We start from the raw sequence: 13658 nt of genomic DNA, 5'->3' as shown, positions 1-13658 counted from the left end.
AGAAGAAGACTAATGCTTTCAAAGAAAACAAAGTACGGAATAAAAGCACTCACCTATATCGCAAGAAAAAGATGTGAACATCCTGTTTTGATATCTGAGATAGCGAAAAGTGAAAACATTTCTCAGAAATTTTTAGAAAGTATATTGCTCACATTGCGCAAGAATGGTTTTTTAGGTTCTAAAAAAGGAAAAGGAGGAGGCTATTATCTTATTAAAGAACCTCAACAAATTTCGATGGCATCAGTTATTAGAGTTTTAGAGGGACCCATAGCGATGGTGCCTTGTGTGAGTTTAAATTTTTATGAGAAATGTGATGACTGCCCTGATGAAGATGCTTGTGCGGTTCACGAACTAATGATAGAGGTTAGAGATAATACCTTAAAAGTTCTTGAGAACAGAACATTAGGAGATTTTATGGATTAATCTTCTGCTAATCTTATAAATTTATAAGGTCCTTGAATTTTTCCCCAGACTTGTTTTCCGTTTATGTCATAACCTCGATCCCACGATGTAATTTTATTTTTACTAATCACAACATTACTTGTGGTATATGATATTTTATTACTGAAGCTACTTGAGCAGGTACCCTTTTTTGTTTTTCCGTGATAAATAGTAGACGTTTTCTTTTTGAAATATACATCGCATCCATCTCTTATTTTAAGGCTATCTGCAGTAAGCTGATCAAAAATTGAAATATCCTTCCAGGCATTAATGTATTTTTTTCTATTAGGAATTACATAGCTGGTACTGGTTATAGTTGTGCTATCTATTTTTTGAATATTTAATATTCTCTGATTGTAAATAGAGGTATTATCTTTTTCATCATATAATTCTTGATAAAACCAATGCCCTTCTCTATCCTGCCAAATAGGTATATTTATGAGACATACCGAAGCGTATCCTGAATCAGTAACTGATTGTTTCTTTGAAGAAAATTTCCCTTCTAACGTTCTGGTAAAGTCAATCAAAGGAGATTCGTGCTCTATTTTACTATTGCAACTAGAAGTAAGGGACCATACGGCTATAAATAGTAACAATCTCCTCATTAGGTTTTTATACAAAAATAGTGATTTTTTACATAAAAACGTCAATTGTCGGATGTATTAAGCTTTTTGTCTATTTTTTATTATTATTTTTTCGATACGATATTGCGTATCATTCCCCCAAAAATGAAGTAGTGAAAAGGAACCATTAGATACCAGTACAACCTTCCCCATAAACCTCTTGGTCTAAAAGTGGCAGTTTGATGGAGGATGTTATTTTCGTCAATGTCAAATTCTAACCAGGCTTCGCCAGGGACCTTCATTTCAGCAAAAAGTAATAAACGTCTTTCTTCTTTGTCAGCAACCAGAACTCTCCAAAAATCCAATGCATCTCCTGAATAAATTTTATCTGGATTTGTTCGCCCTCTTCTCAATCCGACTCCACCAAAAAACTTATCAATATATCCTCTTATTTTCCACATCCAGTCACCGTAATACCAGCCGGTTTCTCCTCCTATAGCCCATATTTTTTCAATAACTTGACTAGGATCAGTTACCTTGATTTTCTTTTTATCTCTCAAACATCCTTTTTTAGGCACTGTTATGTATTTCTGAATATTTTGATCAAAACGTCCACTGATCATAGAGTCTTTCCAGCTTGATACTACCTGGTTTTGTTCTATCTTGATGAAAGCAAGTTCCAAAGCTTTGGTGTAAGTCATAGGTTCTATTCCTAATATCTCTTGTAGTTTTTTATCGTTTGCAACTACAGGAACGCTCATACTATCTACCAAATTTAATGCTAGTTTATAGGATGTTGATGTTACAAAATATAACCAATATGAGGAGAGTCTTGGTGTCATTACAGGTAATGTAAAAATATATAACCTTAGACCTCTTACTTTAGCATATAATAAAAGCATTTGCTTATAGGTTATTACGTTAGGACCGCTTATATCAAAGGACTGATTGTAGCATTTAGGATTACCTAAAACACCGGTCATAAAACTGAGCACATCACGTATAGCGATAGGATGCGTTTTCGTATTTACCCATTTTGGGGTGATCATAATGGGTAATTTTTCACAAAGGTCTCTTATAATTTCAAATGAAGAACTTCCGGATCCAACGATAATTCCAGAACGTAAAACTGTTAAATTGAAATCTCCTTTATATAATGTATCTTCAACATTTTTTCGTGACCACAAGTGTTTAGATAAATTCTTTTCATTTACAATACCGCTTAAATAAATTACCTGTTTAATTGCCGATTGAGCTGCATATTTGTTAAAGTTTTGTGCAGAAATTTCTTCCTTTTTATCAAAATCAGAAGTTGAAGAACTCATAGAATGGATAAGATAATACGCTGCATCGATATTCTTTGGTAATATATCTGGTTTGGGTTCTTCTAGAAAATCAATCTCAACAATTGAAACTTTTTTCGCCATCTCATCGTCAATAGAAAGACGATCTTTGTCTCTTACAGCACAGATTACGTCGTGGCCAGAATCTAATAATAGAGGTAGTAATCTCATACCAATATAACCATTAGCACCAGTAAGTAGTATTCGCATCTTTTTAGGTAAAAGATACGAAGAAATTAGTTCTTTACTTTTATTTCTTCTTCTTAAGTTTTCTTCTTAAATATTATATATTTATTATTAAAACCCTGTATCTGTCATATAGTCTTTATTCTAACTCCTGTTTTGGTTCAGCAATAATGCACGTGTTTATTATATGCATGTTTCTATTTTTGCATATTTAACTCAATAAATAATATCCATGATAAATGCTATCTTCTTAACATTTTGTTTTGTATGTAACTTTTAATGTCTTATTTCGAACCTTTCTTCGGGCAAGGTATTTTTTTTCAAATTGTTCTCAAGATATTTCATGTTCAGGATTTTTAGACCTAATGTTAAGCAGCATTTTTCTTTTATTATAAGATACGTGAATTGATGCAGATAGAAGTGGAAGAAGATGATATTTCTATTATCTTTGCTGCCTGATTTTTGTATTAAATACAATAAAAAAATGACATTACAACAAACTATTTCAGAACAGGTAAAAGGAGCAATAAAAGAACTTTATGGAGCTAGTATAGCATCTGTTGAATTACAAGAAACTCGAAAGGAATTCGAAGGTGATATCACTGTTGTAGTTTTTCCAATGTTACGCGTAGTAAAGGGTAATCCTGTTCAGATAGGGGAGGCAGTAGGGGCGTACTTGGTAGCGCATGTTGATGAGATTATTGGATTTAATGTGGTAAAAGGGTTTCTTAATCTGGTAATTTCAGATCAATATTATATTGATTTCTTTTACAATATTAAGGATACAGAAAATTATGGTTTTGTTACTCCCAAAGAAGGAGATAAGGCCGTTATGGTAGAATATTCTTCTCCCAACACAAATAAGCCATTACATTTAGGTCATATCAGAAATAACTTATTAGGATATGCTGTTGCTGAGATTATTAAAGCTAGTGGGAAAAAAGTTTATAAAACCCAGATCATAAACGATAGAGGGATTCATATTTGCAAAAGTATGATCGCTTGGCAAAAATTCGGAGAAGGGCAGACACCTGACTCTACCGGATTAAAAGGAGATAAATTAGTGGGTAATTACTACGTTAAATTTGATCAGGAATATAAAAGTCAAATATCGGAATTAATCGCTACCGGAAAAACTGAAGAAGAAGCTAAAAAAGAAGCTCCGATACTAGTAGAAGCTCAGGAAATGCTTAGAAAATGGGAAGCCGGTGATCCAGAAGTAGTAAAACTTTGGGAAATTATGAATGGATGGGTGTATGACGGATTTGAACAAACCTACAAGGCATTGGGCGTTGATTTTGATAGTTATTATTATGAAAGTAATACATATCTTTTAGGAAAAGATAATATTGAAGAAGGTCTTGAAAAAGGTGTTTTTTTTAAAAAAGAAGACGGATCTGTTTGGTGTGATCTAACCGATGAAGGTCTGGACGAAAAATTAGTGCTACGTAGTGATGGTACTGCTGTATATATGACTCAGGATATAGGAACAGCAATTCAGCGTGTAAAAGATAATCCAGATATTGGAGGTATGATTTATACGGTAGGAAATGAGCAGGACTACCATTTTAAAGTACTTTTTCTGATACTTAAAAAATTAGGATATGATTGGTCTGAAAACCTATACCATTTGAGCTATGGGATGGTCGATCTACCCAGTGGTAAAATGAAGAGTAGAGAAGGTACAGTGGTAGATGCAGATGACTTAATGATGGAAATGAAAAATACCGCCGAAGCGGCTTCTAAAGAACTTGGGAAATTAGATGGATATACCGAAGAAGAAAAACAAAAAATTTATAACATCATCGGTTTAGGATCTTTAAAATATTATATCTTAAAAGTTGATCCTAAAAAAAGAATACTTTTTAATCCAGAAGAATCAGTAGATCTTAAAGGAAATACCGGTTCTTTTATACAATATACCTACGCCAGAACACAATCAATTTTAAGAACTGCTAATTTTGATTGGAAAACAGATCTGGATAATGATAATCTGGATATAAAAGAAAAAGAACTAATCAAGTTATTGGAGATTTATCCGCAAATTGTTCAGGATGCCGCAAAAGAATTGAGCCCAGCGATCATAGCAAATTACACCTACGATTTGGTAAAGGCGTATAATTCATTTTATCAAAAAGTTCCAATTTTAGCCGCAGAAAATGACAAGGAAAAAAACTTTAGAGTACAACTTACGGATGTGGTTGGAGGTACTATAAAATCCGCATTTGGATTATTAGGAATTCAGGTTCCTGAAAGAATGTAGAAATCTAGATGACCTTTCTTTTAGGAAGTGTAATACAAAAAGTACTACCTTTTCCAAAGGTACTGTTTACATCCAAAGTTCCTCGATTTAGAAGTATTAATTCTTTACAAATTTTTAATCCTAATCCTGTTCCGGTTTCGTTATTGGTTCCTTTAGTAGTAAGATTTATATCTAAAAATAGTTTAGCTAAATTTTCTTCAGAAATTCCTATTCCGGTATCTTCAAAATAAATTTTGATAGCGTTTTCTTCTTCATTATTATAAATAGTGATAGTATCCCCGGAGTTACAGAACTTGATTGCATTTGCAATTAAATTTTGGGTTACAATTGCGCACATATCTTTGTCTGCGTATACCTGCGTGTCCTCAGTCATTTTATTAATAAGTTGGATTCCTTTTTTAGAAGCTTTGGGAGTGAAAAACACAAACTTATCTTGTACAACTAAAGAGAAATCAAAAGTCTTAGGATTCGCTTTGAGCTGATTCATTTGAGATTTTGACCAGTTCAAAAGATTTGTCAACAATAGTGATGTTTGATGCGCGCTAGTAGAGAGCAACGGAATGATTTCTTTAAACTCTTTTTCGGTAATCACATCGCTTTTTAATAAGTTCAAAGTATTGTCAAGCCCGTGGATTTCATTTTTCAAATCATGAGATACTATAGAAAATAATTTGTTCTTTACCTGATTGGATTCATTCAATTCTTTAATATACTTTGCTCTTTGTAATCTACTTTTTATAATACCTATGATAAAAATAATAGCCACAGCAAACGCTGCAATAGCGATATAGGTGTAGATTTTTTGTTTAAATAATTCTTCTTTTACAGCCCTTTCGGCTATTTTTTGTTTGTCTAAAAGGGCTTGTTGTCTTTTCTCGTTCTCTACCCTTTTTTTTACTAGATCAATTTTGTTACTTGTTTCTTTTAGAATGTGCTCGTTAAACAGATTTTTATATTCCTTTTGCCATTTATAAGCACTGAGATAGTCTCCTCTCGATGAATCTAAGATAGAGGATAAGTCATAGCTATGAAGTAGAAGTGGAGTAGAATTAAGTAGATTTGCCTCACTTCTAGCAGTAGAGATATATTTTTCAGCTTCTTTAAATTTTCTGGTTTTAATGGCTATTTCGCCAAGGGAGAGCTTTGTTCTGATAAGCCTTTGTTTGTATGCTACTTTTCCACCAAGAAAAAGTGCGGATTCATAATATTTTTTTGCATTTTGGTAGTCTTTTTTGATAAAAGATATTTGACCTAATGCACTATAAGCCTCAGAGATTCCGTGGCTGTCATTATCCCTTTTGTTGACTATTAAGGATTCGTCTAAAAGCACTAAAGCACTATCTAGCTTATTTTCTTTGATATAAATTAAAGCCAAATTATTTAGTGTAGCTCCTATAGTATTCGAATTAGTTTTTCTTTTGAGTTCTAATGATTCATAATAGTACTTTTTGGCAGCATCGAAATCGTTTAGATCTCCATACACATTACCAATATTATTAATAGTGGTCGCCAGACTTGCACTATCTTTTAGTTTTTCATAATACAAGTTAGCCTCTAGTAAATGGGTGATGCTTTTTTCGGGGTTACCCAATCGCTGTTGTATAACAGCTTTATTGTTCTGAATGATGGCTAGACCTCTGTCATACTTTATTCTCCCAAAGTATAATGCTGCCTGATCAAAACAAGTTAGGGCGTCGTAAAGTTTATCTGTCTGATTGTAAATGGATGCTTTTTCATTATGTAACTGTCCAACGCCTTTATCATATTTTATGTTTTTAGCAATTTTTATAAGCGTATCACAATATTTTAGACCTTCAGAAAATTGTTCTTGTAAGCTTAGTTCGTAAATCAGGTCAGCACTCAAATCGATATGTAACGAATCCGATATATCATTAGTGATTCGTAAAAGGCTATCTAGTTTTTTTTGTTGAGAAAAAGAAATTGTACTAAATAATAGTAGTACCAATAATACTTGGCGATATAGGTATTTCATAAATGGGACTTAGGACACCTTTAAAATACATTATTTTTGTTGAATTTTATGTTTTTTTTAACAAAAACTTTTATTTCTGACTGTTTTTTACGTATTTTAGGAAAAAGTTGTTTTACCCCATAACAAAAGAAGTTTTCTTCTGCCTAATTATAATGAGTTATCAAATTTCCAGAGCTACAGATAGTGATTTACCTTTGATGCAGCGGTTATTTTATCAGACAGTAACCATCTATGGATCTAAAATTTTCACTAAAGAAGAGGTTAAAATATTTTCCAGATTAGCATTGGATAAAAAACATTGGGCTCAAAAGTTTGTTGAAGATTTTGTATACAATGTAAAATTGAATGGAGAAGTGATCGGCTCGTTTTCTCTGAGCAAAGATGGTATGATAGAATATATTTTTGTACATCAGAGTTATCAAGGAAGAGGTATTGCTAAGAAATTATACTTAAGGTTAGAGCAAGTGGCAAGAGATGCAGGTATAGATTCTCTAACTACACGAATTAATCCTAATACGAGAGAGTTTTTTGAAAAAAATGGATTCAAAATCCTTAAAAATATGAAGAAAGTATCTGGTGGAGAGGAAATAATAAGTAACAGTGGTGTTAAAAATCTTTAGAAACTTAAGCGTAAAACCGCATTAGGGGTAAAACCTAATCCAAACTCATTCACTTCTTCTACTTCATCTTGATCATTTTTAATAAAATATTTATTGAAAATATTTTCCTCATTTGTAATATTCCATATTGAAATTCCTGCTAGTCCTTGTATTTTTTTCGTTATTTTAAAAGTATATGTAGAGGAAAGATCGAATCTAAGATAATTGCTTAATCTCGAGGTATTTGGGCTCAAGTAGTTTATTGTGTCATTTATTATTAAATTCTCCTGATTAGGTATTGTAGTAGGTTTTCCGCTATGCCAATTAATACCAGCAGAGATTTTAAGGTTATTTTTATTATAAGCCACCGCAAGATTCGCATTATGGCGTATGTCAATATTGTTAGGAAAATTAGAAGGAACAAGCGTATTAAATTGATATTGGTTATCAGCGAGAGAATAACTTAGCCAAGTGCTAAAATTTTTGAATCTTTTATTAATAAGAAAATCCATTCCCCAAATAGCATAACTACCGTGATCATTTACAAACTCGAATTGATTCTGAAATCCCTGACTTCGTGTAATGATTCCTTCAATGTCTTTATAATAAATATCCGTTGAGACTAACCAATTATTATGATTATAGCTAAGACCTAAAGAGACCTGTTTACTTTTTAGAATTGGGATGTTTTGGTTATTTGATAGCACCCATCTGCGGTTTTCTATGCCTAAAAAATCATTTTGAAGATCAATAATTTGTGAAGTTGATTGACTCTTTATTTCACCGAGAAGTTCTAATGTAAAATGATTTGTAAACCGTTTATATATATTGATTCTTGGTTCAAAAATATAAGTGTCGAATTTATCTAAATAATTAAGGCGTCCTCCTATATTAGCATACATTGAAGTATCATTAGATTGGTATTCAATTTCAGAAAATATACTATGAGTGCGTATAACTTCTTTTGTAAAATCTCTAAATGTAGGATTGTTTATATCCTGAAGATAGGAAATACCCGTTTCGTTAAACTGATATCCGGTTTTCAAATTGATTTTTGAATTCATTTGAAAAAACGTATTAAGCTTTAAACCATTCTCAAGAACTTCATTTTTTTGTAATAGTCTTTGATCATTTTGTATGTCGGAGTTAATCGTTTCTATGTTATAATTAGTTCCGTAAACCAATAATTCACTTTTAAAGAATTCGCTCCAATCACGACGGTAAAGTATTCCGCCTACAATATTATTCTGTTTCGCACTGCTCTCTCTAGAAAAGTCAATTTGACTATCATTAGCGTTTTCTTGAAAAACAAGGTTATTTCGCATCACTAGAATATTAACTTTTAGAAGATCTTTGGGTGATAACTGATATAACCATCTCATACTGGTATCATAAAAAGAGAAGCGTTCGTCCGAACTATCATTACTAATTACCTCAGAATTTTGAAATGCTTTATCAAAATATTGATTATAAGTTGGAGTTTTCAGAATATCATTTATGGAATGCCTTACTGCTGCTTGAATAGATGAGTTTTTATTAATAGGAGTATCAATATAACCATCTATACTAATTAAGTTGATACCAATACTCGCATCTATCTTATCATTAATTGTGTTTTCAGTATTCATCGCTATTACACTTGATACACCATCACCATATCTTGCACTAGAACCATTTTTAAATACTTGTACATTTTTAGTTAAATATGGATTAAACGCAGAAATAAGGCCGAAAAAATGACTTGATTGATACATTTTTATACCATCCCAAAGAATAAGATTTTGGTCATTGGTTCCTCCACGCACATTAATGTCGGATACAGTTTCATTCACACTAAGAATTCCTGGAAGCGCTTGGATAGTTTGTAATAAATCCGGTTCGATTAGACCGGGAAGTATACCAAAATTATTATAATTTATACGAACAGAACCGTCTATTTGCTTGTCTATTCCTTTGATTAGATAATCATTGAGAATAATTTCGTTTATATATTCGACCTTTTGAGTTAGAATAATATCCTGACAAGGATTATTGATAAAATAAGAGGCGGATTTTACAATCTGAATGTATCCAAGGTAGCTTATCGTTATTTTTTCATTAGGGGAATCAATATTTAAAGTAAACCGACCTTCTGAATTACTAATGATCGTGCTATTGTTACCCTGAATTGTTGCATCAGATATAATATTATTATCAACATCCTTTATAGTTCCGCAGATCTCTGTTGGTTTAAAACTTAAAGCTACAGTGTTATCAGCTAGAACAGTATACTCAAAAGGCGTATTAGTTTTAAGATATTGAAGAATCTCTTTAAAATTTAGATTTTTAGAGGGTTTTTTGATCTTAAGACCTTCTAATTCCTTATTGATATAAGAAAAATCGTATCCATAGGTTTTCTGAACGTTGTTTAAAATAGAGATAAGAGAGTATGTCTCTTTTTCGGTTTGCGAAGTTGCCGTAAAGAGAATAAAAAAAATCAGAAAACTTGAGACGAGGATTTTGGGTTGAATCACTCTTTATATAAGGTTACGGTTTTGTTATCAATCATGTATTTTAAACGCATTGGAATCGTAATCGATTTTAATGCGATTTCAATATCTGAATGTACAAAATTACCCGTAAAAAGTATAGCTGTATCAATATTTTTTGTTCTCATTTGAACTCCATATTGCCACTCTAACTCTTTTAAGACTCTTTTAAAAGGTGTTTTATAGAAATAACTTTTGTTGTAGTACCACTTAGGTTCTTTATCTGTTATTTTATTTTTTGTTATTTCTCCTGATATCAGTGATATCATATCTCCTGCCCTTAAAAACTCGGTTTGCTTATCTACTGTTACACTAACCACACCTTCATAACAAACTACTTCAAAGAAACCTTCTCTTTGTTTTACATTAAACCTGGTTCCAACTACATTGATCACTCCTGATTCAGTGTAAACATCAAATTTTTTACCTTTTGCTACATTGAAATAAGCTTCACCCTTCAAAGTAACTTTGCGCTCGCTAAACCAATTCTTTTTATCATACGTTATTGAAGAAAGAGCATTCAGTCTAATTTTGGATTCGTCAGGTAAAACATGAGTTGATTTCTCGCTGGCTAAAGTATCTATTGTTGTATCGTATTCTTTAAAGAATGAAAAATACAGACCTATACCTACCACAAATATAGCGGCGATACGAAGAAAAACTTTTAATGTAGAAGTTTTAGCAGAGGAGACCTTTCTTTTAGATAATTTTCCTTTCAAAATTTCTATATTTTCTTCCAAATTGTAATCTGGAGCACTAAATTTTTTAGCCATCTCAGATATTCTAACATAAGAATCATAGGCGTCTAATTGCTCAAACGCCTTTGATTCCTGCTTAGTGAGTTGTTGGTTATCCAACCACTTTGTAATAAGATCTTCCTTTTTCATAACAAGATTCTTGATAGTATAACAATCGATAGGCATAAATTCCTACCCTAGTTTTTATTTTTTATATGCCTTCAATGTCATTTCTTAACTTTTCTAAAGCTCCGTAGATTCTTTTTTCTACCGCTTTTCTAGAAATCCCAAGCAGATCAGCGATTTCTTTATGTCTTTTTCCTTCAATTCTATTTAAAAGAAAAGCCACTCGTTGTGCTTCAGTAAGATTTGATAGCGCTGTTTGATATTTTTCCAGATATTCCTTTTCTTCTAATACAAAATGAGGACTTTCATTTGTACTGCTCTTTATTTCTGTTTGTTGATATTTTAGCTTTATTTTATCGTGTTTTATTTGATTTAGGGAAAGATTATTGGCAACAGTAAATAAAAAACTTTTGGCTTTGTCTAAAGATACCTTATTGCAGTTGTCCCAAAGTTTAATAAATGCTTCCTGAACTTGATCTTTGGGATTAATATGTTCTCCATATTTATAATAAATGAAGTTATGAAGATTTTTAGAATGTTTAGCAAAAATTTCTGAAAACAATCTTTCTTCACAAACATTTTCGAAAAGGTCTTTGGGCATATTGGATTTTTTTTCAAAATTAAAAAAAAACTTCACCTAGTGGGAATTTGATTGATTAAATTGTTATAGTTATAATAGGAAAGAAAAAGGGTTATGAAACAGATAAGAATTTATATAACAACTGCAATAGCAAGTGTCTTATTATTGTTTGCTTCTTGTCAGCAAGAAGAACGGGAAGTTATTGATCCTACTTTGGATAATACAATTCCAAAAAATTCAGAACTGGCAGTATTAATGAAAAATATAGTAACCCACGATGGTTCTTATGACGATATAGTTGATAAGGGTCATTGTTATAGTATTAATTTGCCATATGTTATTTTACGAAATGGAATAGATCCTATTATTATAAGTCAAATAGAAGATTATGATCAACTCCAACAATCTGATAATATACAAATTCAATTTCCTGTAATTGTTACAAGGGATGATCATACTGAAGAATTTATAGCTAATGATGAAGAATTGCAATCTTTGGCCAGTAGTTGTCAAATACAAGATGATGATATAGAGTGTATAGATTTTGTATATCCTATTACTTTTTCAACATTTAATTCTAATAATAATAATATAGGGACTGTAGAGGTGCTTCATGATGCACAGGTTTTTAGTTTTATGGAAAACCTTAATGAAAATACCGTGGTTGCTATAAAATACCCTATAAACTTACGATTGAGTGATGGTGAGTTTGTTAGTGCCGGGCATAATGAAGAACTAGTATCAAGAATTCTTGCCTTCGAAACTTCCTGTGACGAAAACGATGGATAAGTGTTTAATTTTTTAACTTAAAAATTAAACAAAAAGTTAAAAAAGTATTAAAGTCATTTTTCAGGGTAGCATTTTTATTTTATGAGTTGTTTCATCCTTGAACAATTAATTTCAAAATAAAAACCAATAACATGAAAAATTTATTCAAAAAAGCTTTTTTAGCATTATGTATTATTTCAATAGCTGCTTGTAGCGATGATGATGATACTACGTTTATCCCTAATCCTATTACAATAGCAGATATAGTTGCAGGAGATGCAAATTATAGTTCTTTATTAGCAGCTTTAGAAAGAACAGATTTAGATGTGACATTAAACGGTACTGGTACATTTACAGTTTTTGCACCTGATAACGATGCTTTTGCCGATTTCTTAGATGGAACAGCTTTAAATGATGTTCCGGTAGCAGATTTAGAGCAAATATTATTAAATCACGTGCTCGGAACAACAGTAACGTCTGGACAGCTTACTACTGGATATGTAAATAACTTAGCAACAGAATCTTCTACAAGTGCCAATTTAAGTATGTATATAAATACATCATCTGGCGTAACTATAAACGGAGTTTCTACGGTTGTTCAGGCAGATGTGCCAGCTTCTAATGGTGTAATTCATTTTGTAGATGAAGTAATTCCATTACCAACAATGTTAACTTTTGTTGCTGCTGATAGCGAACTATCATCTTTGGCAACAACTGCTACCACCACTTCAGGTTTTGACACTGATTTTGCAGCTGTGCTAAGTGGAGCAGATAGCAATTTAACTTTGCTGGCACCTGATAATGATGCTTTTGCAGCATTAGGAGATATCTCTGGTCTTTCAGCAGCAGATTTGGAGCAAATATTATTGAATCACGTTATAGCTGGAATTAACATTTCTACAGGACTTACTACGGGTTATGGCAATACTTTAGCTACATATGGAGAAACTATGAATAACTTGAGTATATATATTAATACTGACGGAGGAGTTTCCTTCAATGGAATTTCTAACGTAGGTAGAGCAGATATCGTAGCATCTAATGGAGTGATTCATAAGGTTGATGCAGTAATCACTTTACCAACAGTAGTTACTTTTGCAACAGCAGATGCTACTTTTTCAACATTAGTAACTGCTTTGACAACGTTGACTCCATCAACAAATTTTGTGGGTATTTTAGGTACTGAATTAGGCACTGACCCAGCACCATTTACCGTGTTTGCGCCAACCGATGCTGCTTTCGCAGCGATTACGGTGCCCACAGATGAAGATGACGTAGCTGCCATTTTAAACTATCACGTAGTAGGAGGAGCAAATGTGCGTTCGACAGATTTAACTGACGGTGCTGTTACTACGTTAAACGGCGATGTAACTATCGACGCATCAGCACCTAGTGTAACTGGAGCCGGAAATACTAGTGCAAGTAACATTATTGTAGTTGATGTTCAAGCTGCTAACGGTGTGATTCACGCGATTGATCAGGTGCTATTGCCAGGTGTAAATTAAAAAAATTAAAATTATTGATGACCCCA

Annotated in this window: 11 protein-coding genes; 5 read left to right on the top strand and 6 right to left on the bottom strand. The window is 32.2% G+C overall.

Going from position 1 to position 13658, the window contains the following annotated elements; translation table 11 throughout:
• The first annotated feature begins 12 nt into the window (after window positions 1–12).
• Window positions 13–423, top strand: a complete 411-nt coding sequence (locus ACE94K_RS21975) for an RrF2 family transcriptional regulator (protein ID WP_378177713.1) — start codon at window positions 13–15, stop codon at window positions 421–423.
• On the opposite strand, the gene ACE94K_RS21970 is transcribed toward ACE94K_RS21975, so the two are convergent.
• Window positions 420–1046 carry a chromophore lyase CpcT/CpeT gene (locus ACE94K_RS21970; protein WP_378177710.1) on the bottom strand — a complete coding sequence of 209 codons (627 nt, stop codon included), beginning with the start codon at window positions 1044–1046 and terminating at the stop codon, window positions 420–422. The genes ACE94K_RS21975 and ACE94K_RS21970 overlap by 4 nt on opposite strands.
• A gap of 83 nt (window positions 1047–1129) precedes the next feature.
• Complete coding sequence (locus tag ACE94K_RS21965) at window positions 1130–2557, bottom strand: SDR family oxidoreductase (protein WP_378177708.1); 1428 nt, start codon at window positions 2555–2557, stop codon at window positions 1130–1132.
• Between the two features lie 460 nt (window positions 2558–3017).
• Between ACE94K_RS21965 and argS the strand changes: the two genes are divergently transcribed.
• Window positions 3018–4796, top strand: coding sequence for an arginine--tRNA ligase (gene argS / locus ACE94K_RS21960; protein WP_378177705.1), 1779 nt, complete (start codon window positions 3018–3020; stop codon window positions 4794–4796).
• 4 nt (window positions 4797–4800) lie between these two features.
• Here argS and ACE94K_RS21955 read toward each other — a convergent pair whose 3' ends face one another.
• The gene (locus ACE94K_RS21955; protein WP_378177702.1) at window positions 4801–6789 is read right to left on the bottom strand and encodes a tetratricopeptide repeat protein; all 1989 of its coding nucleotides are present in this window, start codon (window positions 6787–6789) and stop codon (window positions 4801–4803) included.
• A gap of 152 nt (window positions 6790–6941) precedes the next feature.
• Here ACE94K_RS21955 and ACE94K_RS21950 point away from each other — a divergent pair, with 152 nt between their 5' ends.
• The gene (locus tag ACE94K_RS21950; protein WP_378177699.1) at window positions 6942–7409 is read left to right on the top strand and encodes a GNAT family N-acetyltransferase; all 468 of its coding nucleotides are present in this window, start codon (window positions 6942–6944) and stop codon (window positions 7407–7409) included.
• Here ACE94K_RS21950 and ACE94K_RS21945 read toward each other — a convergent pair.
• The 3 genes from ACE94K_RS21945 to ACE94K_RS21935 all read right to left on the bottom strand — a co-directional run bounded on the left by ACE94K_RS21945 (window position 7406) and on the right by ACE94K_RS21935 (window position 11380).
• Window positions 7406–9901, bottom strand: a complete 2496-nt coding sequence (locus ACE94K_RS21945) for a TonB-dependent receptor plug domain-containing protein (RefSeq protein WP_378177696.1) — start codon at window positions 9899–9901, stop codon at window positions 7406–7408. The genes ACE94K_RS21950 and ACE94K_RS21945 overlap by 4 nt on opposite strands.
• The gene (locus ACE94K_RS21940; RefSeq protein WP_378177693.1) at window positions 9898–10803 is read right to left on the bottom strand and encodes a FecR family protein; all 906 of its coding nucleotides are present in this window, start codon (window positions 10801–10803) and stop codon (window positions 9898–9900) included. The genes ACE94K_RS21945 and ACE94K_RS21940 overlap by 4 nt, the downstream gene beginning before the upstream one ends.
• A gap of 61 nt (window positions 10804–10864) precedes the next feature.
• The gene (locus ACE94K_RS21935) at window positions 10865–11380 is read right to left on the bottom strand and encodes an RNA polymerase sigma factor (protein WP_378177690.1); all 516 of its coding nucleotides are present in this window, start codon (window positions 11378–11380) and stop codon (window positions 10865–10867) included.
• A gap of 93 nt (window positions 11381–11473) precedes the next feature.
• On the opposite strand from ACE94K_RS21935, the gene ACE94K_RS21930 reads away from it, so the two are divergent.
• Both ACE94K_RS21930 and ACE94K_RS21925 read left to right on the top strand, forming a co-directional pair.
• Window positions 11474–12148 (top strand): hypothetical protein, encoded by a 675-nt coding sequence (locus ACE94K_RS21930; RefSeq protein ID WP_378177687.1) that lies wholly within the window; start codon window positions 11474–11476, stop codon window positions 12146–12148.
• A 131-nt stretch (window positions 12149–12279) separates the two neighbouring features.
• Window positions 12280–13632: a fasciclin domain-containing protein gene (locus ACE94K_RS21925; RefSeq protein ID WP_378177684.1), complete on the top strand. Its 1353-nt coding sequence runs from the start codon at window positions 12280–12282 to the stop codon at window positions 13630–13632.
• Window positions 13633–13658: the final 26 nt, after the last annotated feature.

This window comes from Aquimarina besae (assembly GCF_042434905.1).
GTDB lineage: Bacteria > Bacteroidota > Bacteroidia > Flavobacteriales > Flavobacteriaceae > Aquimarina.
The sequence above is the reverse complement of the archived record's forward strand: the minus strand, read 5'-3'. Positions and strand labels throughout refer to the sequence as shown.

Coding starts and splice junctions, on each gene's coding strand:
- ACE94K_RS21975 (WP_378177713.1), top strand. CDS start 13: ATGCTTTCAAAGAAAACAAAGTACGGAATAAAAGCACTCACCTATATC.
- ACE94K_RS21970 (WP_378177710.1), bottom strand. CDS start 1,046: ATGAGGAGATTGTTACTATTTATAGCCGTATGGTCCCTTACTTCTAGT.
- ACE94K_RS21965 (WP_378177708.1), bottom strand. CDS start 2,557: ATGCGAATACTACTTACTGGTGCTAATGGTTATATTGGTATGAGATTA.
- argS (WP_378177705.1), top strand. CDS start 3,018: ATGACATTACAACAAACTATTTCAGAACAGGTAAAAGGAGCAATAAAA.
- ACE94K_RS21955 (WP_378177702.1), bottom strand. CDS start 6,789: ATGAAATACCTATATCGCCAAGTATTATTGGTACTACTATTATTTAGT.
- ACE94K_RS21950 (WP_378177699.1), top strand. CDS start 6,942: ATGAGTTATCAAATTTCCAGAGCTACAGATAGTGATTTACCTTTGATG.
- ACE94K_RS21940 (WP_378177693.1), bottom strand. CDS start 10,803: ATGAAAAAGGAAGATCTTATTACAAAGTGGTTGGATAACCAACAACTC.
- ACE94K_RS21935 (WP_378177690.1), bottom strand. CDS start 11,380: ATGCCCAAAGACCTTTTCGAAAATGTTTGTGAAGAAAGATTGTTTTCA.
- ACE94K_RS21930 (WP_378177687.1), top strand. CDS start 11,474: ATGAAACAGATAAGAATTTATATAACAACTGCAATAGCAAGTGTCTTA.
- ACE94K_RS21925 (WP_378177684.1), top strand. CDS start 12,280: ATGAAAAATTTATTCAAAAAAGCTTTTTTAGCATTATGTATTATTTCA.